Origin of the sequence: Rhizobium sp. NZLR1 (genome assembly GCF_017357385.1) — a bacterium.
In the GTDB taxonomy this organism is placed as follows: Bacteria; Pseudomonadota; Alphaproteobacteria; order Rhizobiales; family Rhizobiaceae; genus Rhizobium.
The window spans coordinates 1,242,735-1,262,457 of record NZ_CP071632.1; the positions used below are offsets into that span (position 1 = coordinate 1,242,735).

Here is a 19,723-nt window from a genome sequence, read left to right on the forward strand (position 1 = left end):
AATAATGTGTGAAAAATCCATCCAGACAGACGGTTTCGACCGCGTCTTCTACGAAAGGGCAGTGGACCAATGTCACTAGCGTCATTCATTTTCGGCGGCGATACCGGCAAGACACAGGGCGACATCAGCGACCGGCGCAAGCAGCTGGCTGATGCCATGCTGCAGCAGGGCATGGATTCGGGCCCCGTACAATCCCCCTGGCAAGGGGCCGCGCGTCTTGTCCAGGCTCTCCTGGGCGGGCTGGCGATCCGCCAGCAGGAGCAGCAGGCAAGCGGTGAGGGCAGCGCGGCGCCGGCCGGCGATCCGGGCGACTATCCCTTCGCGCCGCTGCCCGACAACGGGCCCGTTCCGCCGGAAAGACCCAGTCTCGACCCGCTGATGACGACTGATGATCGCGGCGAACAGCCCATGGCCCCGGCCGCCCAGCCCGGCGCCGGTCTCTTCGCGCCGCTGCCCGACAACGGGCCTATTCCGACGCCGAAGCCCTATCGCGACCCGATGGTCACGACGGACTATCGCCGGGCGGCCGACCAGCCTGGCGACGATCCATTCGCACCGCCTGCCAACCCTCCCATTCCGACGCCGCGGCCTTATCGCGACCCGATGGTTACGACCGAATATCGCCGCGAGCAGCCGATGGCGGCCGATCAACCAGGCGACGATGCCTTCGCTCCGTTGCCTGACAACGGACCCGTTCCCTCGCCGAGACCCGGATATCGCGACCCGCAGATGACGACGGACGAACACAGCCAACAGCCCGCGGCGCCAGCTCCTGGCGCCGCCGCCGCCGGATCCGCAAACGACGGGGCAGAGCTTCAAACGGTTCTATCCGATCCCGTTCGTCGCGGCGAGTTGCCGCCCGGCATGCGCAACAACAATCCCACCAATCTCAAATACGCCGGCCAACATAGGCCGGGGATCATCGGCCCTTCCGAGAACACCGACCAGGGCGATCCGCAAGTTGTCTATGCCACGCCGGAAGCTGGCATGGAGCACAATGTCTGGCAGATCATGAAGAAGTATCGAGAGGGCATGCTGACGCCGAATCAAATCATCGCTGGAACAAAGGGCTGGACGCCTAACTCTTTCACGGCGGCTGCCAACATCGCGCAAATGATGGGCATTGGCCCTGCCGATGATCTCCGCCTGAACGACCCGGCAATGGCAAAGAAGTTTGTTCGCGCCCTCATCACGCAGGAGCAGGGAACATCGGGCGCTCTTTATCCGGACAGCATGATTGAAGCGGCGATCGCGGCACAGTCCAAGGGCGTTGCGCATGCCGTGCCTTCTCAGCCGGCCAAGGGGCCTGTCCCCGCGCCGAGGCCGGAATATCCCGATCCGCAGTTGACGACGGACGAGCGCCGCCAGCAGCCCGCGACGGCGCCCCAACTGCCCGGCGACGATCCCTTCGTTCCAACGGGCAAAGTGCCCGTTCCCACACCGAAACCCGGCCGCCACGATCGGCAGGCGGTAAGGGGCACTCCCAGCCAGCAACCCGTCGACGCCGATGTCTTCGACGGCTTCATGGGCACGATCAAGAACGGCTATAAGCAGCGGGATGGGTCGATCATCAAGGTGACCAACCCTTATGGTCTTGCGGCTATCGCCTCGACGGGCCAGTCCGAAAGCCAGTTCTCGGCCAAGAGAGCCAATAGTTCTTGGTCCGACCCAAGCAAGAGCGGAAAGCCCGGCAGATCAGGCGCCATTATGTCGTGGCGTAACACCCGACTGCAGGCACTTTACGACTTCGCCGCCGCCAAGGGCGAAAAGCCGGGTGCGATCAGCCCGCAGACACAGGCCGAGTTCTTCCTGCAGGAGGACCCTCGCCTGATCGCCAGGCTGAACGCCGCTCAATCGCTCGAGGAGGCGCAACGCCTGATGAACAGGGCTTGGGCTTTTCGAGATTACGATGTTCCGGGGAACCAGGAGGCCACAAACCGGCTCGCGAGAGCAAAGAGCTTTCTGCCGGAGTACCAGACCGACGGCGCCACCGATCCCTTCGCCCTGCCTGACAACCCACCCAACTCGACACCGAGGCCGGCCTCCCGCAATCCGCGGCAGACGATGAACCAAGGTCGCGAACCGGCGGCGGCCGCCCTCGTGCGTGCGCTCCTCGCTCGGCAGCAAAGTGGTCTGTGGTAGGCCAATTCAGGCTTCCGGGGCCGCAACGCGTGAAAGCTCGTTCGGCGCCGGCATAGCCCACATGGCGGCTATGCCTTCCTCGATATTGCCTGTTGGTTTGACGTTGTAAATCTCATCGCGATGGCGGCGATATCAAGAAAAGCAAAGGCAGCAATCAAGGGTATATTTTTGACGCCGAAAATCTTCGTCAAGGTGCTTTTCCAGCCGAAACGCGCCTGCACAGCGCCTTGCAGGGAGTAAATCCAGATCAAAGGAGCCGGAAGATTGCGTTGAGATTCGACAGCCAACCCCACTCTGCGCAGGAGTTCGGCCAAACGCTCAAAATTGTAAAGGTTCAAATGCCGCGGGAAATAATATCCGCCCCATGCACAGCCCGCAAACAGCTGTCTGTCCCAGCCGTCAGTATTAGGCGTTTCGATCAATAACCGGCCATCCTTCGCCAAGGCGAGGACAAGGCGCCGCAAGCTCTCTTCTGGCTCCCAAAGGTGTTCTATAAGCTGGAGCATGACGATGAGATCAAATGGCTGGGCCGGCAATTCCGCCGCTTCGAGCGGCGCTTCGACTACCTTTATTCCTTGTTTTTCCAGGGCGGTACGCGTTTCAGCCGGGAAATGCCAATCGAGACCGAAGAGCTCAAGATCAGGACGCGCTTGACGCAGTGCAATCAAAAGTTCGCCGTTGCCGCATCCTACATCGAGCACTCTTCCCCGCAAAGGGAGATGCGCGACAACATCCTTAAGGCGCTTTCGATTGACGATGGTCTTTACTCGTCCAAGGAGATTTGCCCGGCTCTGAAATCTATTCGAGAAGGTTCCGTAGTTCGCCGGATACATCAAAGACAGTTGGCTGATGTCGGGTCTCGGATTGAGATAGAAATGACCGCATCCATCGCATCGGACGTATCTGAAGAAGTCTTCACTGCCGTGATATATATAGTCGCGCCCGGTAGCGACAACTGTGCAGCTGTCACTGCCGCAACCGCTGCACGTTGTAGGGGTTGATCTTATATGATTTGTCGCTTGAGAGTTCATGTTTGCCGCGTTCAATACCTTTAGACCCTAGAGAGCCAACGCATCTTGAACCGAATCTGAGAAATCATCGTTCTTACGATTTCTCGAGAGTCGGATGAATTTTGCAAAACCACTGCGCTGCAGGCACCTCGGAAAATGCTCGTAGAAACCACCTTTGAGCAGGTGCCTATGAAGTTTTGCGAGATTGTGCTGCGGAATGGCGGGAAAAAGATGGTGTTCGATATGATAGTTGAAATTCGCCTGGTACATAAGCCATTTCTCAAACCAATTAGGGACTGTCGTCCGGGCGAGCGGCATCATGGCCCGCTCCCGTCCGTCCTCGTAAAGTGGATAATCCTCGGGCTGATGCTCCGCGATGGTGCGTATAATATTCAGGGCGATTGCCACGGCAGCAATGGGATAACCCCATAACAGAATGTAGAGATACCATCGTCCCGTGACAATGCAGAGTGCAAACAGCAAGCCGTTGAAGATGATGGTCACCATCGGCGCTAACCAGGAAGGCGACAGCGAGTTACCCGATGCTTTCTTTCGAGCCAGACCACCATATTTGTCAGCCGCCAGCCACACTCCCATGCCACCGCTCAGCGCCTTTACCATTACCCACGCGAGCGCCCGGAAGCCCTTGATCGGCTCGCGATAGGGGTAACCATCCTCATCCTTTTCTGTACCCAGATGTGCATGGTGGCTCATGTGGCGTAGTCGATACGCGCCGACTGACATCCCGACAGGCGCGGCAAAGAATATATCGCACCAGATATCGTTTTTGCGGCGGCTGGAGAAGAGGTGGAAATGCGACGCTTCGTGAACCCAAAGCAACATGCCTTGCGTTACCGCGGAGTTAATCAGGAATGGCAGCCATAGCACCCACCAAGGGCCGAAGAGCGCGATCGCCCAAGAGATAACGATCTGAACCCAGACCATCGTCGTCGCCACGATAATTGCGCGCGGTTGAGGCTGTTTCAACGATTCAAGGAAGCTCTGGTCGACAAGCCTTCTCGCTACCTTCATGCATTCATTGAACTGCGCATCCATGCAGTGACCAATCCTATCCATCCGATAACCCTCGAAGAAAGTTATCTACCTTCCTTTGAGCTCTTGCTCCTAACCAGCACATTCATACCGCCACCTTCCGGTATCATCGCCCGTACTTTGTCGGCGTCTTCAGGCAGCTTCCTGCCAGATGCCATTTCATCAATCTCGTAGCCGCCCTGCCAGAGAAGCTCCAACAATCTGTCGAAGTCTCCGGGATTCTCAGCGTAAACATAGGGGGCCAATTCAAGCATTATACGCGGCTGGAACTTTTTGAGAGTCACCGTCGCCCCAAGTAGAACCGCAAGCTCGTTTCCGTCCACGTCAAGTTTTATGAAATCGACCTTGCCGACCCCAAGATCCCGCAATGTTTCGTCCAGCGTGCCGAGCCGCGCGCCCTGTGTCGACATGAGTCGACCGTGGTGTTCGCTATGCAAATCTTCAGCAACTTCGAGCGGCCAGCTTGAATAGACCGCTTCGGGCATCGCTTCGGATGCACTTGCCATAAGCATCATCTGGTAAGCGTCGATTCGCTGGGCGAGCGTCGGGTTGAGCGAAATATTGGCCTTCTGTTTCGCGAATGCATGAGCCGTCGGCTCGAAGGAGATCACCCTGCCGGCTCCGCCCACCAATTGCGCCAGGGGCAACGTATGAGAACCCACATTGGCGCCGATGTCGAGGACTATGTCTCCGTCCCCTATCAGCTCTCTATACCTATCGAGCGTTCTGACCTCGAACCCGCCCAATAGGTAGATCGCGAAATCAACGCCGTCTCTAAGGTCCAGCGACCAATTTATTCCGCGGCGCTTCGTTATGACGGTTGCGGGTAAGCCAACGCAACCCCGGACCAACAAGACAGCTTTGGATAGAGAGCGAGCGATCAGGATTTTGTTGCTGGTGGATAACATTGTCCTCAGGCCGCCTCTAAGTGGTTTTGTGATTGGCGGGCGCTCTTCTTGCAACGACCAGATTGCAATATTGGCCCGCGTTTTTTGGATCAAGGCTCTCGTAATTGAAAGCAGTGCCAGGTGGATCCGCTATGTTGTGGAACTCGAAATTCAGCATCTGTAGGAATTTGGTGAGTTCGGCCGGGTTCACGGACGCTTTCGACAAACCATAAGGCCAGAACTCCATGAATACCCGAATGTCGCGATTCTCCCGCAGGACCCGCTCGGCACCCTGTAGAACGCTCAACTCATATCCCTGAACATCGATTTTGATAAAATCGACCCGCTGCCCTGGCGAAAAGTAATCATCCAGCTTCACCAATGGGACGTCGATGCTCACTCGCCCATCGCCACTATCAAATGTTCGGTGATCGACATTCAGCTCGGCCGAAACATACAGCCTTGTGGTGCCGCTGGCCGCTCCTACCGCGGCGTGTTGCAGGGATACATTCGACAAGCCGGTTACCGTTGCTTCAAGCTTTTCGAAGTTCGCCGGCGCCGGCTCGAAGGCATGGACATGGCCGGTCGTTCCCGTCAGCGCGGAGAACATGCGGGTATATATTCCGATATTTGCACCGATATCTGCGACGATCATGCCCGGCGAAATGAGCTCACGCATCAAAGCGCGCTCACGTCGTTCCGAAACTGCCTTCCATACGGAATAGAGAGGATAATACAGGGCATAACAATGCCGATAGAGCCAATCGGCGAGACGTAGCAAAACCATCCCTACACCTCTTCTTTTGACGTGAGGCGGACCGTGAAGAATGAGGCGAACACCTTGGGCAGCGCGACGCCTATTGCTCTGTCGAGCTTGAAGTAAGGCTTATAAGCCCAGCCAGGCACAGGAAACTTCTTCGATATCCCGCCTGTCACCATATAGGAGAGGGAGGTGAAATAGCTGATCCTTGTCTTCTCAAGGCTATAGCAATCTGCAAGCTCAGCGAGCCAGTCCGGCCGCTGAAAGAAGATCATATGTGGCATAGCCTGATTTGAGGTCGAAAGAGGACCCTGAACGGTATCCAGAACCGGGCGGCGGATACTGAAATCCACCGGCTCATGATGGAGAAGTTTATACATCGGGTAGGATAGCCAAGACAAATAAGGTTCCGTCGCATACACCCTGCCGCCCTTTGTGAGCTTGCGTGTCGCCCCGCGAAGGAACGCAAGGGGATCCTTCAGGTGATGCAGAACATTGGTCATCGTAATCACATCGACGCTATGGTCCGCGATGTCAGGCAACCCAGCGATCTCGTGGCAATCGAAGACAAAGTCCAAATAGTCTAACTTCAGCACATCGGAGGTGATGACATTCGGTAGGAAGCGCTTGAGAGGCGACGTTCCGCTTCCGATTTCCAGAACGGTATTCGTGGCAATATCCGGTTCCTGTCGAAACATCTCCTGGTAGAGCTCGCCATACCAATGCATCAGGTTGGGATTTGCGCTTAGCCGCTCGCGATTTGCCAGCGTTTGAGCAAGATCGGCGTCATAGAGAGTGCTTTCGATTTCCATCGTCAGAGAAACTTTATTCGTCTTGCCGCAAAAGCCAGCATAGCCAACAGAATGGAACCATGGCGCCAACGCGAGATGTTCGTTTCACCGTAGAGTCTTTCTCGATAACCGATCGGAACCTCGACGATCTTAAGGCCCATCCGCGCGGCGCCGAAGATCAGGTCGAAATCACCAAAGGGATCGAAATCACCGAAGTAGGATCTGTTTGCCTGAAGTTTGAGATAATTGGAGCGGCTGATCACCTTGGTTCCGCATAGGGTGTCTTTGTATCTCTGGCCAAGAACGAAGGAGAAAGCCAATGCGAAAAACTTGTTGCCCAGGAGATTGAAGAAACGCATCGCCTCCTTTTCCATGGGATAGACCAAGCGAGTTCCGTTGATGAACTCGCCTTTCCCATCCTTGATGGCGTTGTAGAATTTCGGCAAATCCTCGGGCGGGACCGTCATGTCCGCGTCAAGAATCATCAAGACTTCCTTTGTGGCCAGCGAAAAACCCTTCCTGACGGCGTCGCCTTTACCCTTACCATCCTGTTGGGCAATCAGGATGGTGCGTTCGCCGCCATAGCGCTGTTGCGCTTCTTGGATCGCCTTCCACGTTGCGTCGGTTGAATTGCCTTCGACAAAAATGAGTTCATCATCCGGCCCCATAACCGGCAACCGTTTGACAATATCCTCGATATTTCCTGCCTCGTTTCTCGCTGGAACTACAATTGACACCGACGGCTCGGTTTTCGATGCGGCATCGCCGACCGGCCTCGCAATCGCGATGTTGAGAAGGCAGAGAGTTCGAAAAAGCGGAAGAGGAGCAAGGCAACGGTTAACAAAGCCACTGATAAGTGGGATGTAAACCGGGATTAGAATCTTCTGGTCCAGTCGTATTAATTCGAAGTCTTCGAGCGTCAGAAGATTCTCGACGTCTTCATGGGCAAGCCAATTCGATTCAGGAACCCGCCGGCGCAGGCCGAGCTTAGATGCGAGAGTTGCAAGCGGCCGCCACATGCTGCTGTAATAGGTAAGAACAAGGCGTGTCTCAGGTGAACACAATGCACGTGCCTGAGCGAACATGCTCTGTATGTCTCGTTCGTAATGGATGAGGCCGCTGATGACCAGATAATCAGGTTTGGTGTCAGCGACTTCTTCGATCTTGACGACCTTGTGCTCGTCAAACTCTTTCACAGGTTCAGTCGGTTGCGTTATCGAGCGAAACGTTATCTTGCCCTGAGGAAATTTACCAATCAGCAGAGGCGTCGTCGGATCGATCTCGACCACGGAATTCTGGCCCAAGACAAAGAGGCCAATGTACTTTCTCAATTGAGAATAGAAATAGTCCCGCATAAGTTACCTCGGCGCCAAGCGGTTCAAGCGCCAATGTCCCAGGATGAGGGCTGCAGGCACGACGTACACCACAAAAAAGAGAAAATGAACGGCCGTCGCCAGGAGTAACCCCTCTGAGGGTGAACGCCCTAGCAATACGAATGCCGAAACGACGGATGCATGGAAGGTGCCGACTCCGGATGGTGCAGCTGGGATCATCAGACCCAATCCCCCGGCAAACAACACGAATAACGATTCTTGATAACTCAGCTCGACGCCGACAAACCGGGCGACGAAGATATACGCAAGGGCGTATGCCGAAAGCCACAAAACCAGCGTCAGAAAGGCCGGAACGATGGTCACGGACAGAGATAAGCTTCGTGCGGAATTTCCGATAAAATGAATAACGTGACGGTCAAAGAAATCTTGCAGTCGCAGGAGACCGAAGACGGGCCGCAATATCGGGACAAGCCGATTGCCGAAATTCCTTACCAGAACTGCCGATAGAAATATCCCAACTATTGCACCAACCATGATGACCAACAGAGCATTTCGGTACTCGGAATTCAATGTATGGCTCAGTAAAACCAAAGAAAATATGCCGACGGAAATGATCGTCACCAAGTCAACCATCTTTTCGACCAGAAGCCTACCAAGAGCGTCTGCGTAGGGGACGGTCGCGACAACTCGGCTGTAATGTACACGCAAGAGGTCTCCACCTCTCGCAGGAAGGAACATGTTGGCGCCCAAGCCGAGTAGGGAGGCCATGAGGGACGTTCCGTAACCGATCTTGCCATCCAACAACAGGCGCCACCGCACCGCATAACCTACCGCGATACCAAAGGTAACAAGCATAAACCAAAGGAGCGATGTGACGGATATTCCGCTACGAAAAATCCGGATGGCTTCCTCCCAATCCACCGCCTTTAGCAAGAATATCAGGAGGAAAATGCTTATTGCCGAGGCTATAAGCATCTGCAGGCGTTGATATGCAGGAGCCGCCGCCGCAGCTTTGCTCCATGAGTTATACAACCTCTCACGCATCCGCCAGTGACTTGCGGCTTCAACAGCCGAACTGGGTAGAGCGTTTTTGACGGGACGTTTGAGCATAAAAGGCCTGCGTTTGAATCGATCGCAAGTGGAAGTCGAGGGTGAAGTCGACCGCATACAGCACTAACGGGCGGCCCGCTACCAATAGTTTCGTCGCGGCGCCACCTCAATTTATGGTACCCACAAGTCTTCTATTTCCTAGTCGCACGCAGCCTGGAATCAGCGTGATTTAGCGCTTGCTTACGACCGCGGTTGATTTAGAACGGCGCTCCGCAAAGGCTCGATATCCGGAAATTTCTAGAGCGCGGGAAATGAGAATGAGTGATCAGCTTCAAGCCAGGCCGAAACTGAATAGTTTGCTTTTACTGACGATTGCTGTTCTCTTGACCCACTGGATGGCCTTCTTCAATGAAGGAATATTTGCTGAGGATGCCGGTTTATTTCCAACATTGATCTACAATGATTGGATCGCCATCGCGGACATGTTTTCTTCAGCAGGGGTGCCGGTATTTACGTACTATGTTTGGCCGATGGCCTTCGTTGGGAACGTTTTGCTTTTAAAATCCTTTGTCATAATTGGGGTCTACTTCATTGCGATCTTCTCCTACCTCCTAGCTTCAAAGTCTGGATATTTTTCGGAGCGCGAGTCTTTGGTGCTCGCAATATTCACGCACTTGTTGCCGCTCCCCACGATCACGGTTATTTTTACATATTCGATATACTTTAATGCCTATGCCATTTTTCTATTGGCTACATATTTATTCCTGTCAATCGAATGGATGCGCGGAAGGAGCCACTATCTCCTCCGCGGACTGGCAATTTGCATTTACTTCATTGCATTCACGCTGAATTCCTTGCTGGTGCTCTATGCGGCTGGTTTCGTCCTCGTTTATGCGGTGTGGCTGAGAAGGACAGGGCGCCGAGTTCGCAATGCGCGGGAATTGGTCTCGACATTTTCATCATTCTGCCTTGCACGAGCGGATTTCACCATTCTGCCCTTCGTGTACTGGGTTTGTAAGGCAATTTTCTACCCTAGGTACGGATTATACGATAACTACAATGGCTTTACCCTAAATGTTGAAAGCATTGCGGAGAATTCCTATCGATTTATATTTAATGGCACGATCTTTCCTTTGGCAAGGAGCGTTTATGATTGGAATGTTTATCTCTACTTGGGAGCTGCGGTCTGTTCGATCCTTTTTGTCGCGTGCTTTGTGTTCGCGAACAGGGGAGATGCTCGAAACGCTCAGCTAAATGAACGCTCTAGCGACGGTTTCAAAATTATCGGCTTTGGGATATTTTTACTGCTGTGTGGGACGGTCCCTTATATACTTGTTGGCAAGAGCCCCGCACCCGGCGTGTTGATGAGAAACGCGATGCTTATGCCGCTGCCGATAAGCGTGGTGGGTATCGGGATATGGCGAGTTATCAAATTCAGATCGACCAACCTTCAAAGCCATAGGGTTGCAATCGTGGTGTTTGTATCACTTCTCACCGTCTTCATCGGCCGGTGGTGGGAGAGTTACGCGGCATGGCAAGCACGGGCAGCGAAGGATCTGGCTGTCTCTCAATATCTCGCTGATCATCCTGAGTGGTCTGCCTATTCGGTTTACTGGATAGTCGACAAGCTTCCGCTGTCTGGCGAGGTTTCGGAGTATGGGTTCGCTGACTATACCTCTAAATTCCGCATTCTTTGGGGCGGACAAACCAGGATGGCATTTACGCCCGCCCACATCTTGTTTTTTGGCGTTGATACAAAGCCGGGCGTTAGGCCCGTCCACTCCAATCTTCCCGCTCGAATCGCTTTTTTCTGCAATTCTTGGGCCAGCGCAAAAGATATTGATTTGAGCGGCCCACAAGCGGAACTGGAAATTACAGCCACGCAAAGATCATGGAACGATGCTTCCGTCGCATCTGGATACCTCTATTACCGCTTCATCGAGCCTAGTGGCTTGAAAAATTATCTGGCTGAACTGGTAAATGTAACGCTGCGGGCGCTTTGAGGCTTATGGCATCACCAAAGCCGTGGCTGGCTCAATTGGCCCTGAACCAAAGGCAGCAGTCCACGGGCGCCGTCGCGACTGCCACGGGCGAACTCAGGTGCCCGTCTTCGCGGAGACCGCTGAGTTAATCCGCGATCTTGAGACGGCAGATCGAGGCTGTCGGTCGCTGGGTTGATCGACCCGCAAAATCCGGGGGCGCGTGCACCCGCCATTGCTAACCCATCATATGGCCTCGCATCCGCGGGGCCTTTTTCTTTGGAGATGATGAATGCCCAGAAACCCATCAACCGGCGTCTATTCCAAACCCGCCGGCACGACACCCTCCGTTGGCCAGGTCATCGACCCGGCGCCGTGGAACGCGCTGACCACCGACCTCGGCAACGAAATCACCAATTCGCTGCCGCGCGACGGTTCGGCGCCGATGATCGCACCCCTCAAAGCCGCAGGCGGAACCCTCTCCGCACCGGGCGTCGGCTTCGCCTCGACCCCGCAGACCGGCCTCTATCTGAAAGGCGGTGGCCTGCTCGGTTTTGCCCAGAACGGCGTTGAGGTCGCGTTCGATCAGGATCTGGTCTATGCGGTGAAGTCAGGCGATTACACCGCGCTCGCATCCGACGACAACGCCGTCCATCGCTTTACCGCGGCAGCCACGCTCACCCTGACCGCAGCGGCAACGCTCGGCGCAAACTGGCACTATTGCGTCATGGCCGATGGCGGGGATGTGACGATCGATCCGAACGGTTCGGAGACGATCGACGGCGCGGCCAAGCTTATCCTCAAGGACGGTTACAGCGTCGAAATCATTTGTTCCGGGGCCGCTTTCTTCACCAACAAGCTCTTCGCCAGGATCCAGAGTAAAGCCGACAGTTCGGCGGTCGGCGATTTCATTGTCGGGCTCACCCTTTCCAACAACGTCGGCAGCCCGAATACGCATATCGATTTTGCTGCAGGATCTGCCAGGACGGGATCGAGCTTCGTTTCCAGCGCAACGTCATTGACGAAGCGAGTGACGGGAACATTTGCGGCCGGCACCGGTGCTGGCGGCCTTGACGCGGGCGCCATTGCAGCGAACGCGACCTACTTTGCCTATGCCCTGCGCAAGGACGCAGACCTGTCTTTCGACATTGTTCTCTCGACCTCGGCAACCATCGGCGGCGTCACCACAACGCTGCTCTCGCGCAACCTCTACATCCAGCTCGCCATGTCGGCGGCAACGGGGCTTTTCGCCGTGGCGGCGATCGTTGCCCGCATCTTCGTCCAGCAGAAAATCTCAGGAGAATTGAATGGCAAACCGCCTGCAGAAGGGTAGTGCCGCCGCGGCCATGGCTGTGGCGCTTGTCGGCTCGTTCGAGGGATTGCGCCAGAATGCCTATCCCGATCCGGCCACACAGGGACAGCCGTGGACGATCTGCTATGGCAGCACCAATGGCGTGAAGCCTGGCGATCACAAGACGGTGGAGCAATGCAAGGCGCTCTTGGCGCTGGAGCTCAAGACCTATGCGCGCGGCGTCGAAAGCTGCGTGCGCGTGCCGCTGCCGGATGCCCGTTTCGTGGCGCTGACCTCGTTTGCCTATAATGTCGGCGTCAAGGCGGCTTGCGGCTCGAGCGCGGTCAAGCTGATCAACCAGGGCAGGGCGGCCGAGGGCTGCGAGGCGCTTTTGAAGTGGAACCGCGCCTCCGGCATCACCTTTCCCGGCCTGACGCGGCGCCGGCAGAAGGAACGCCAATTCTGCCTGGAGGGCATCTGATGTTCTCCCTGCTCGACACGCTCAAGATGGGCGCCGGCATCGCCGCCGGCCTGATGCTCTATCACCTCTATGCCGTTTCGATCGGCTATCCCTCGGCGGCAAGGCAGGCGCGGGCCGGCTATATCATGCTGGCCGAAAAGGGGGCAGCCGATGCGAGAGCCGCCGAGATGGAGCGGCAGCGTGACGCCGCTGCCGAGGCCACCGAAGAGCACCGCAAGCGCCTGGCAGCCGCCGAAGCGTCAGAGCAGGCGGCCAGAGACACACTCGAAATCGAGATCCAATCCTATGAGCTTCAGCTTTCGGAAAAGAACCGCGCTTGCGCTGTCACTGCTGTTGATCGTCAGTGGCTGCTCCGCCACGGTGCGGCTGAACAAGGTGGCGGTGATCAAGGGGCAGGCGGCGGCCGGCATCGCGCTGCCGCCCTTGCCCGATGATCTCCGCAGACAGGAGGCGCATGCGCCTGTTGTGGAAGGCGAGCCGGTCATCGCCATCCTCGCCCGCGAGCGCCAGGCGCTCGACCGCGCCAATGCCCGCCAGGGCCGCACCACTCGCTTCTATGACGACCTCACCAGCAGATTTGGAACACGCCGATGATGAATGCCATTTCGCTTGCCCTTGTTAATCCGATGCTGAGTGGCGGGGGCGGGGGCAGCGCAGACCCCGATCGCTACATGTTCTTCGCAACCCGCAATCGCATGCCGTCGGGCACGATCGTCACCGCCGCATCCGGCACGAATTACCTGTGCAGCAAGATCGTCGTCAACACGCCGCAATATAAGACCAGAACCTTCCGCTTCCACTTGTCCGGCTTCGCCTCGACGGAAGGCGGCAACGCGCCGCAGGAGACGGTCGTCACCGGCACGATCGGCACGCCAGGCAATTCTGTGGTCGCCGATGCGATGTTCATCCGGGTCGCCGGTGTCTTTTACCAATGCACCTTCGCCGGTCTGAACACGCTGACGGTTGCCGATCAGACGAACGGCGCCTGGACCGATGAGCTGACCATTCCCGATGTCGACCCGGAAAGCGAAATCGAAATCTGGCTGTTCTATCATACCGGCGTCGGCGACAAGATCTGGCCCGTCTACCGCATCCAGAAGCATCGCGGCGAGCGCGTCTGGGGCGCCGGCGATCTCGCCACCCTCTTGGCCTTCAAGGACACCCCGCTTGCCGACAGCACGGCGGCACTCGATACCAATTACGCCACGCAGACGCAGCCGCAATATTACGGCCCCGACTTCATGGTCGCCAAGGGCGATTGGGACGGAAGGCCGGTCGCGCTTGCTATCGTCGACAGCCTGGGTGAGGCGCGCCAGCAGTTTTCCGCGGCTGCCGACGCGCGCGGCAATCTCGGCTGGTTTCGCCGCTGGCTCGACCAGGACGGCGGCATCGGCCGCATTCCCTTTCTGATGGTCGGCATGCCGGGATCCGGCTCCGTGCGTGAGCTAACCGGCAGCGGTGCGGCGATCGCGACCCGGCGCTGGGCCATTCTCGATGAGATCGCCACCTTCAACAGCGGCAAGAAGCCGTTCACCGTCATCGCCAACCAGATGGGCCAGAACGACACGGCCGCCACCTACGCCGTCTTCTTCACCACCAACTACAGAAGCCTGATCACAAGGCTTCGGGCGCGCTATCCCGGCGTCAGGATCGTCGCCTTCCCGCCGCTCGGCCGCACCGTTTCCACCCGTACGGTGACCTTGACGTCGGTCGGCACAGTCGTAACCGCAACGATCGCATCCGGCATCAGTGGCCTGGCGACCGGCCAGACGGTTTCGATCTCCGGCGCTGCGCAGACGGAGTACAACGGCAATGTGGTGATCACGGTCACCGGGCCGACCACCTTCACCTTTAATTTCGCCGGATCGGCGACGTCGCCGGCAACGGGCTCGATCAGCGCCAACGACCTCTATGCGAGAGCGGAGTATCAAAACGTCTCGGCCAACAACAGCTGGCCGGCGGACGGCACGGATGCCTCCGGCAAATGGCGCCTTCGCAACGACATTCTCGCCAAGACGAGCGGCTGCTGCGACGATGCGATCGACACCTATGCGGCGTGGGTTTCCGGCGTCCGGGATGGCGTCTGGCCTGGTATGCTGGAGCTGCCGAGCACCACGGTGACGGTGCAGGCGGGAACGGACGGTGTCGCGAACTACACGACGATCGAGGTTGCGGATGCAAGCATTTTCGGGCCGGAACAAGAGATCAACACCTATGCCGGACCGGATGGCATTGCCCGCCTGTCGACGACCTCGATCGGCAGCATCTCCGGCAACACGATCACGATCTCGATCCCGCGCGCCACGGTGCTGCCGGTCGGCTCCATTGTCCGCCCGAGCGTCACGCCGGATGGCGTTCATCCCTATGGCGCCGTGATCGACCGTATCTCCGGCAGCATTCCCCAATCCGAAAAGCTGAAATTTTATCCCTAAGGCATAGCGAGCGGCTACAGAGATGACCTCCAATGACGATATTCTCCGCGCTCTCGGGCGCGTCGAGGGAAGGCTGACCGGCATCGAGGAAAACGTCGCACTTCTGCGCAATGAGGTCAGCGATGAAAAGGCCAATGCCCACGATAGCCGCGCCGTGATCCACACCCGCCTCGACGAACAGGCAAGGCAGATCGCAAATCTCGATACAAGGGTGGCGATCAGCGGCGGTGTCGACGCGCAGATCCGCGAGGAGATCAAGATCCTCAAGGGGACCGTCGAGAAGAACCAGGAGGCGGTGGCGCCGGCGCTGGAAGAATGGAAACGGATGAAATCGATCGGGTACGGGATATCGGGGCTGATCGCCTTTGCCGGGCTGACGATCGGGGGATGATTGCCTATGCCAGCGACGGCGCGGTGGCAGCGTTAAGGCATTGGTTGAAGATCAGTTGAGCAATTGCTCACGTATTCCGTGCTGCTGCCATTTTGTTGCCGACAACGGAGCAAGTAAAACAAATTTTAGACTTTGCTAACGAACAAATCTGTTCCGTGGTGGTTTTCCTCTCAGGAGGAAATAGTCATGAAGAGCATGAACCATCGCCAAGTTCGCATTCCCGGTCCGCGGGAGCATGATGTCGCCGAGCATTGCCGCAAGTTCGGTATCGGTCCGGCGGAGGAGAAGAAGCTGAAGAAGCTTCTCGGATCCCGCGCGCCGCTGCACGAGATTCAGGCCAACGCTCCGCCGCGGCAGCCGCGGTGGCGCTAGCGACGCTTCAACGACCTGTCACCCTTTCACGCCGCATTACGACGATGATTCAAAGAGTGAGAGAACGGAGCAACGAGCCCCAGAGGCGAGGGAGAAAAATCCCGCTAGCGGGCTTCCCAGGTCGCCGATAACGCTGCCGACCCACTCCGACTCGCTCAAAACCCCGCTCAGGCGGGGTTTTTGCTGGCTTGTGATGAAAGTTCTCTGTCTTCCCCGGGGTCGAAGCATACAAGTCTAACGATTGGAACATGACGGGAACAATTGTGACTTGTTCCTCCAGCGGATGTTCCCGCACGCGGGCCTATTTGCGGTGCCGTTCCCTGCGGAACTTCCGACAAAGACTGGCGTTGTGGCCGACGGACCGCGTAGCAGGTCTCGTCTCCTGTACCAACTGCTACCCCTGCAGTCGCTGCGCGGTCCACTCACCCATCTTATATGGCGGAAGCGCTCTGCTTCCTGGCGATGAACGGCAACGATCTCGGCCCGTCAACCGCTCGTGCAGACAAGGCGCGAGCCTTGCAAGCGGATCAATGCTGCAGCTGGCGCGACAGCATGAGGATGTAGTCGTCGGCGATATCGGCGACCACCATGGCGGCTTCTGCCGGCTGATATCCCTTGCAGACCGCGTCACTGACGATTTTCATCACCGCCGATTCAAGCGCCTCCCGGCAGTCGGACAGACTTTCGACATGCGGGGATTTTGCACGAAATTCTAAGACGTTATTCATTGCATACCCTCCATTTGATGTTGCCCGGCCCCTATGCGTGGAAGCTGCCTCTTCGCTAAGAGGCAGGCCACGGTTCCGGCGAACTGCTTCAGGAATAAGAAACGTTACCCTGAGGATACGATGGCACAGGGCCTGACGTATTCAAGCGTATGCTGATATTAAGGTAAGCCAGTAGGGTTAATTCGTCCGCTGATGTTGCATCGTGGCCTCGCAAGCAGATGCGGGGAGCTGTTAGAGTTCCACGCCGGCAAGTCCTATCCTGCTTCAGGCGCTGATGCGGCGGCCGGCCTTATCAGCCTCTTTGCGATTGGCGCCGTATTTTTCGATGATGTCTTTGGCATCCTCGTTGGAAATACGGTGTTTCTTCGCGAAGTAGATGACGTCGTAGGGTCCGTCGGTCGCGGCCGCGTTTTTCGTTTTGTCATTGGTCATGATTTTTCCTTTCATGGAAATGTAGAGCCGAGTGGCGCGTCACGTCAGGACGCGCCAGCTGCATCGTCTCATCAGGATTTGAGAGCCGGCATCACGTCAACGTCAGCCGGATGGGCTTCGTTCCGGATTATCGATGAGACCGGGCTGTCGTATGTTTTTCCCAGATCTGGGTTGCCTGAGCTGCGGTGCCGGTCTTGTGGAAGCGCAGCAGGTGAAGCCCTTCCGCCCGTCGTTTTTCGTCGAAGGCGCTGTTTTCGTAGTCGGAGCCTTCGACGATGCTCTCGCTTTGAAGAACGGCCTTCAGTTCCTGTACGAAGTGTCCGGTGATGTTGAAAAGAGTTTCGTTCTCGGGTGCCTGGTTCATGGTTTTCCCTATCGGTGGTCGCGTGCCATTAAACGCGATGCTGGCTCAGCAACCGCGTTGGTAAAAAGCATCAAGCAATCCGCGCCCCTATGGGAAGGCTGGTATCGGACAGCGCTTAGCCGTGTCTGTCTGGAGTTCCATATATGGTGCAGCAACGCCGCCCTGCGAATCGAGGGGGCACGGCAGGTCTGAAGGCCGCACCTTAAACCACTTGCCTCCCAGATACCATATCAATCGAAATGCCGAAGAATATGGAGGGAGCAGGACGGTCTTCGCTTTCCGAGTTTAAGGCAAGCGATCCGGGTTCCCACCAAAACGGTTGCTTTTGCAGAAGGGACCAGGCGTGGATGCGCTCGTCATGCCGGGCCGGCGTATCGGTCAGCTCATCAGAGGTACCCTGAACAAGCACGCTCTTCCACGTTCGGTTTTCGCTGAATTCTTCAACCTGAACACAGGCGGGTGAATTGGCCCGCAATAGATCAACCTTCAGGCCCGGCATGGAAAATATAAAAAGCCGGTCCTTTTCATACGCATAATGAATGGGAACGATATAGGGATATTTGTCGCCCAGACATGCCAGGTGCCCACGGGTGTGGCTTGCCAGAAAGGCGAGGCAATCTTGTTCACCCATTTCTCGCAATTGCATTTGCGTTGTCCAGTTCCGTCGTCAGCGTTACAGACCCTCGTTTGACAAGCACAGCGAGGCGCGTCTTGGCCGTGGTCCACGGTGTTCCAGCGCCTACCAGAACACATCCTTGAAGACGACATAGACGATAAAAGCCACGCTGATCGCCGGCGTCAATTTCACCAGAAAGTCGATATAGCGGAACTTGCCGACATGCTGGACCAGGCTTTTCCACGAATGGATGTTTACCGTGGCTGACATGATGCCCTCCTTTGGGGCCGGGGAACTCTAACGACCACTGAAGCAGTGCTCGTTCACAAACTGCCACTACACCAAATATGGGTGCCAAACGTCTGCGCGACAAGGCGTGGCCGATTCCCGGTCAGGCAGAGAGATCACGCCGCTGCGCACAATCGCCAAGCGCGGCGCGAGCGCGCCGCGAGGACGGGGCGCGCCCATAGAGGATTGTGCTTTTACCTCAACCATCGCTTCGATCAGTTTCAGGCGATCGAGTTTTTGCCGCTGATCGTCGTAGAGCCTGCCCAACAGCTCGTAGGCTAATCCCGAGGGGCTGCCTTTGACCAGTAGTCTCCCGATCACCATTTCCTGATGGGCAATGCGGCGCGCGGCCTTCACGATATGACAACGTGCAAGCTTGAGGTCTTTCGGCCGGTATCGTGTCGAAACCATATTCTTAGCTCCCCCGCATTTCCGTGATTCCTGAGAAAAACGGAAATACTCTAGCGAAAATCTTCGGCCTTGAGCGTGAAGTTGTTTCCGCGTCGATGCTGATAGGCTCTCGATGCGGCCTCCTGAATGGAAGAACGGGCGGCATCGAAGGCATTAAGGTATGCGGCCTCGGACGAACTCTGCGTGATAGTACTGCCGAGTGCGCCTTCTTCGACCAGAAACCGGACCTCGAACATGCCGTCATAGCCGGTGAAACGCACGCCTTTTCGCACTTCGTCGAAGCTCCGGCTTCTATTTGGAAAGATAAGTGCCATGGCGGTCGATCCTTGGAGGTGGGCGCGGGCCGTTGACTCGGAGCCGGCGATGAACTGGATGCACGTAGAGAACGAGGAGCTTGATGCCAAAGCCTGTCGGCATGTCCGACGCCGACCGATCTCAATGGCCGACCGATCTTAATGGATGGTCTGCACGATGACCCTGTTCTCAAGCAAGGCCTCGGACGTCTTGATCAAGCGTACCGTGTTCGCGATGACCTCGTCGGAATAAACAGGGTCCGCACGGGAAATTTCATCCGTCATGTCGCGGAGAACGCTGTTTATCTCAAGCAGAGACGGCACAAGGTCGAGCAATCCATCAGCCGCCAGCCCGTAAGCCAGGCGACCGATCGCCTCACTGAGGTGATCTAAAAGCGCTCGCCTTTCGGAAACCGCCAATGCCGACGGCCTTGTGAGGGTCGCTTCACCGTTGAACTGCATGATGCGTATCCTCCCCCCTCTAAAATGGGTTTTGCGACGGCATTATCAATGGCTGCCGGCGAATGAGGTTGCGGCCAGGTGGCAAAGAGCGCAAGCTGAGCGATCGGCGGGCACGATAAGGGCACCGTCGCTTGGGGCGCGCACGTGAACCCTAGC

Annotated in this window: 22 protein-coding genes and 2 pseudogenes; 9 read left to right on the plus strand and 15 right to left on the minus strand. The window is 56.8% G+C overall.

The genetic code is table 11. The features are described from left to right. Window positions 1–69 precede the first annotated feature (69 nt). Window positions 70–2,142 carry a hypothetical protein gene (locus J3O30_RS33110; RefSeq protein ID WP_246762731.1) on the plus strand — a complete coding sequence of 691 codons (2,073 nt, stop codon included), beginning with the start codon at window positions 70–72 and terminating at the stop codon, window positions 2,140–2,142. Window positions 2,143–2,210: 68 nt separating this feature from the next. Here J3O30_RS33110 and J3O30_RS06235 read toward each other — a convergent pair whose 3' ends face one another. Genes J3O30_RS06235 through J3O30_RS06265 form a run of 7 tightly spaced genes read right to left on the minus strand, consistent with a single transcriptional unit; the run spans window position 2,211 to window position 9,087 of the window. After that, window positions 2,211–3,173: a class I SAM-dependent methyltransferase gene (locus J3O30_RS06235; RefSeq protein ID WP_207583380.1), complete on the minus strand. Its 963-nt coding sequence runs from the start codon at window positions 3,171–3,173 to the stop codon at window positions 2,211–2,213. A 27-nt stretch (window positions 3,174–3,200) separates the two neighbouring features. Continuing rightward, on the minus strand, window positions 3,201–4,208 hold the full coding sequence (locus J3O30_RS06240) for a fatty acid desaturase family protein (protein WP_207583381.1): 1,008 nt from the start codon (window positions 4,206–4,208) through the stop codon (window positions 3,201–3,203). Between the two features lie 41 nt (window positions 4,209–4,249). Beyond that, a complete protein-coding gene (locus J3O30_RS06245) occupies window positions 4,250–5,113 on the minus strand; it encodes an FkbM family methyltransferase (RefSeq protein ID WP_207583382.1) in 864 nt (287 codons plus the stop codon). 16 nt (window positions 5,114–5,129) lie between these two features. Beyond that, window positions 5,130–5,879, minus strand: a complete 750-nt coding sequence (locus tag J3O30_RS06250) for an FkbM family methyltransferase (protein WP_207583383.1) — start codon at window positions 5,877–5,879, stop codon at window positions 5,130–5,132. Between the two features lie 2 nt (window positions 5,880–5,881). After that, entirely contained in the window at window positions 5,882–6,664 is a 783-nt protein-coding gene (locus tag J3O30_RS06255; protein ID WP_207583384.1) for a methyltransferase domain-containing protein, read from the minus strand. A 2-nt stretch (window positions 6,665–6,666) separates the two neighbouring features. Beyond that, window positions 6,667–7,998, minus strand: a complete 1,332-nt coding sequence (locus J3O30_RS06260) for a glycosyltransferase family 2 protein (protein WP_207583385.1) — start codon at window positions 7,996–7,998, stop codon at window positions 6,667–6,669. 3 nt (window positions 7,999–8,001) lie between these two features. Further along, the gene (locus J3O30_RS06265) at window positions 8,002–9,087 is read right to left on the minus strand and encodes a lysylphosphatidylglycerol synthase transmembrane domain-containing protein (RefSeq protein ID WP_246762732.1); all 1,086 of its coding nucleotides are present in this window, start codon (window positions 9,085–9,087) and stop codon (window positions 8,002–8,004) included. Window positions 9,088–9,344: 257 nt separating this feature from the next. On the opposite strand from J3O30_RS06265, the gene J3O30_RS06270 reads away from it, so the two are divergent. The 8 genes and pseudogenes from J3O30_RS06270 to J3O30_RS06310 all read left to right on the plus strand — a co-directional run bounded on the left by J3O30_RS06270 (window position 9,345) and on the right by J3O30_RS06310 (window position 15,973). Then, window positions 9,345–11,030 (plus strand): hypothetical protein, encoded by a 1,686-nt coding sequence (locus J3O30_RS06270; protein ID WP_207583386.1) that lies wholly within the window; start codon window positions 9,345–9,347, stop codon window positions 11,028–11,030. 1,111 nt (window positions 11,031–12,141) lie between these two features. Further along, complete coding sequence (locus tag J3O30_RS06280; protein ID WP_207584276.1) at window positions 12,142–12,339, plus strand: hypothetical protein; 198 nt, start codon at window positions 12,142–12,144, stop codon at window positions 12,337–12,339. Further along, entirely contained in the window at window positions 12,314–12,778 is a 465-nt protein-coding gene (locus J3O30_RS06285; RefSeq protein WP_207583387.1) for a lysozyme, read from the plus strand. The genes J3O30_RS06280 and J3O30_RS06285 overlap by 26 nt, the downstream gene beginning before the upstream one ends. Further along, window positions 12,778–13,137 (plus strand): annotated as a pseudogene (locus tag J3O30_RS06290) (hypothetical protein); the annotation flags it as partial. The gene J3O30_RS06285 and the pseudogene J3O30_RS06290, both read left to right, overlap by 1 nt. A gap of 22 nt (window positions 13,138–13,159) precedes the next feature. Beyond that, complete coding sequence (locus J3O30_RS06295; RefSeq protein WP_207584277.1) at window positions 13,160–13,372, plus strand: hypothetical protein; 213 nt, start codon at window positions 13,160–13,162, stop codon at window positions 13,370–13,372. Next, window positions 13,369–15,210: a hypothetical protein gene (locus J3O30_RS06300; protein ID WP_207583388.1), complete on the plus strand. Its 1,842-nt coding sequence runs from the start codon at window positions 13,369–13,371 to the stop codon at window positions 15,208–15,210. Before J3O30_RS06295 ends, J3O30_RS06300 begins: the two co-directional genes overlap by 4 nt. A 22-nt stretch (window positions 15,211–15,232) precedes the next feature. Beyond that, a pseudogene (locus J3O30_RS06305) lies at window positions 15,233–15,660 on the plus strand (DUF1515 domain-containing protein). A gap of 127 nt (window positions 15,661–15,787) precedes the next feature. Continuing rightward, window positions 15,788–15,973 (plus strand): hypothetical protein, encoded by a 186-nt coding sequence (locus J3O30_RS06310; RefSeq protein ID WP_207583389.1) that lies wholly within the window; start codon window positions 15,788–15,790, stop codon window positions 15,971–15,973. A gap of 527 nt (window positions 15,974–16,500) precedes the next feature. On the opposite strand, the gene J3O30_RS06315 is transcribed toward J3O30_RS06310, so the two are convergent. From J3O30_RS06315 to J3O30_RS06350, 8 genes are all read right to left on the minus strand, one after another. Beyond that, the gene (locus J3O30_RS06315; protein WP_207583390.1) at window positions 16,501–16,701 is read right to left on the minus strand and encodes a hypothetical protein; all 201 of its coding nucleotides are present in this window, start codon (window positions 16,699–16,701) and stop codon (window positions 16,501–16,503) included. Between the two features lie 264 nt (window positions 16,702–16,965). Then, window positions 16,966–17,133, minus strand: coding sequence for a hypothetical protein (locus tag J3O30_RS06320; RefSeq protein WP_003587904.1), 168 nt, complete (start codon window positions 17,131–17,133; stop codon window positions 16,966–16,968). A gap of 127 nt (window positions 17,134–17,260) precedes the next feature. Beyond that, window positions 17,261–17,497 (minus strand): hypothetical protein, encoded by a 237-nt coding sequence (locus tag J3O30_RS06325; RefSeq protein WP_207583391.1) that lies wholly within the window; start codon window positions 17,495–17,497, stop codon window positions 17,261–17,263. A 202-nt stretch (window positions 17,498–17,699) separates the two neighbouring features. Beyond that, on the minus strand, window positions 17,700–18,143 hold the full coding sequence (locus J3O30_RS06330) for a pyridoxamine 5'-phosphate oxidase family protein (protein WP_207583392.1): 444 nt from the start codon (window positions 18,141–18,143) through the stop codon (window positions 17,700–17,702). A 93-nt stretch (window positions 18,144–18,236) separates the two neighbouring features. Further along, window positions 18,237–18,383, minus strand: coding sequence for a hypothetical protein (locus J3O30_RS06335; RefSeq protein WP_207583393.1), 147 nt, complete (start codon window positions 18,381–18,383; stop codon window positions 18,237–18,239). 66 nt (window positions 18,384–18,449) lie between these two features. Continuing rightward, window positions 18,450–18,812: a hypothetical protein gene (locus tag J3O30_RS06340; protein WP_207583394.1), complete on the minus strand. Its 363-nt coding sequence runs from the start codon at window positions 18,810–18,812 to the stop codon at window positions 18,450–18,452. A 50-nt stretch (window positions 18,813–18,862) separates the two neighbouring features. Further along, window positions 18,863–19,126 (minus strand): DUF1488 domain-containing protein, encoded by a 264-nt coding sequence (locus tag J3O30_RS06345; protein ID WP_164010733.1) that lies wholly within the window; start codon window positions 19,124–19,126, stop codon window positions 18,863–18,865. Between the two features lie 138 nt (window positions 19,127–19,264). Continuing rightward, a complete protein-coding gene (locus J3O30_RS06350) occupies window positions 19,265–19,567 on the minus strand; it encodes a hypothetical protein (protein ID WP_207583395.1) in 303 nt (100 codons plus the stop codon). Window positions 19,568–19,723: the final 156 nt, after the last annotated feature.

Coding starts and splice junctions, on each gene's coding strand:
- J3O30_RS06250 (WP_207583383.1), bottom strand. CDS start 5,879: ATGGTTTTGCTACGTCTCGCCGATTGGCTCTATCGGCATTGTTATGCC.
- J3O30_RS06285 (WP_207583387.1), top strand. CDS start 12,314: ATGGCAAACCGCCTGCAGAAGGGTAGTGCCGCCGCGGCCATGGCTGTG.
- J3O30_RS06340 (WP_207583394.1), bottom strand. CDS start 18,812: ATGGTTTCGACACGATACCGGCCGAAAGACCTCAAGCTTGCACGTTGT.
- J3O30_RS06240 (WP_207583381.1), bottom strand. CDS start 4,208: ATGGATGCGCAGTTCAATGAATGCATGAAGGTAGCGAGAAGGCTTGTC.
- J3O30_RS06320 (WP_003587904.1), bottom strand. CDS start 17,133: ATGACCAATGACAAAACGAAAAACGCGGCCGCGACCGACGGACCCTAC.
- J3O30_RS06235 (WP_207583380.1), bottom strand. CDS start 3,173: ATGAACTCTCAAGCGACAAATCATATAAGATCAACCCCTACAACGTGC.
- J3O30_RS06255 (WP_207583384.1), bottom strand. CDS start 6,664: ATGGAAATCGAAAGCACTCTCTATGACGCCGATCTTGCTCAAACGCTG.
- J3O30_RS06335 (WP_207583393.1), bottom strand. CDS start 18,383: ATGTCAGCCACGGTAAACATCCATTCGTGGAAAAGCCTGGTCCAGCAT.
- J3O30_RS33110 (WP_246762731.1), top strand. CDS start 70: ATGTCACTAGCGTCATTCATTTTCGGCGGCGATACCGGCAAGACACAG.
- J3O30_RS06265 (WP_246762732.1), bottom strand. CDS start 9,087: ATGCTCAAACGTCCCGTCAAAAACGCTCTACCCAGTTCGGCTGTTGAA.
- J3O30_RS06260 (WP_207583385.1), bottom strand. CDS start 7,998: ATGCGGGACTATTTCTATTCTCAATTGAGAAAGTACATTGGCCTCTTT.
- J3O30_RS06310 (WP_207583389.1), top strand. CDS start 15,788: ATGAAGAGCATGAACCATCGCCAAGTTCGCATTCCCGGTCCGCGGGAG.
- J3O30_RS06330 (WP_207583392.1), bottom strand. CDS start 18,143: ATGCAATTGCGAGAAATGGGTGAACAAGATTGCCTCGCCTTTCTGGCA.
- J3O30_RS06345 (WP_164010733.1), bottom strand. CDS start 19,126: ATGGCACTTATCTTTCCAAATAGAAGCCGGAGCTTCGACGAAGTGCGA.
- J3O30_RS06300 (WP_207583388.1), top strand. CDS start 13,369: ATGATGAATGCCATTTCGCTTGCCCTTGTTAATCCGATGCTGAGTGGC.
- J3O30_RS06315 (WP_207583390.1), bottom strand. CDS start 16,701: ATGAATAACGTCTTAGAATTTCGTGCAAAATCCCCGCATGTCGAAAGT.
- J3O30_RS06270 (WP_207583386.1), top strand. CDS start 9,345: ATGAGTGATCAGCTTCAAGCCAGGCCGAAACTGAATAGTTTGCTTTTA.
- J3O30_RS06350 (WP_207583395.1), bottom strand. CDS start 19,567: ATGCAGTTCAACGGTGAAGCGACCCTCACAAGGCCGTCGGCATTGGCG.
- J3O30_RS06325 (WP_207583391.1), bottom strand. CDS start 17,497: ATGAACCAGGCACCCGAGAACGAAACTCTTTTCAACATCACCGGACAC.
- J3O30_RS06245 (WP_207583382.1), bottom strand. CDS start 5,113: ATGTTATCCACCAGCAACAAAATCCTGATCGCTCGCTCTCTATCCAAA.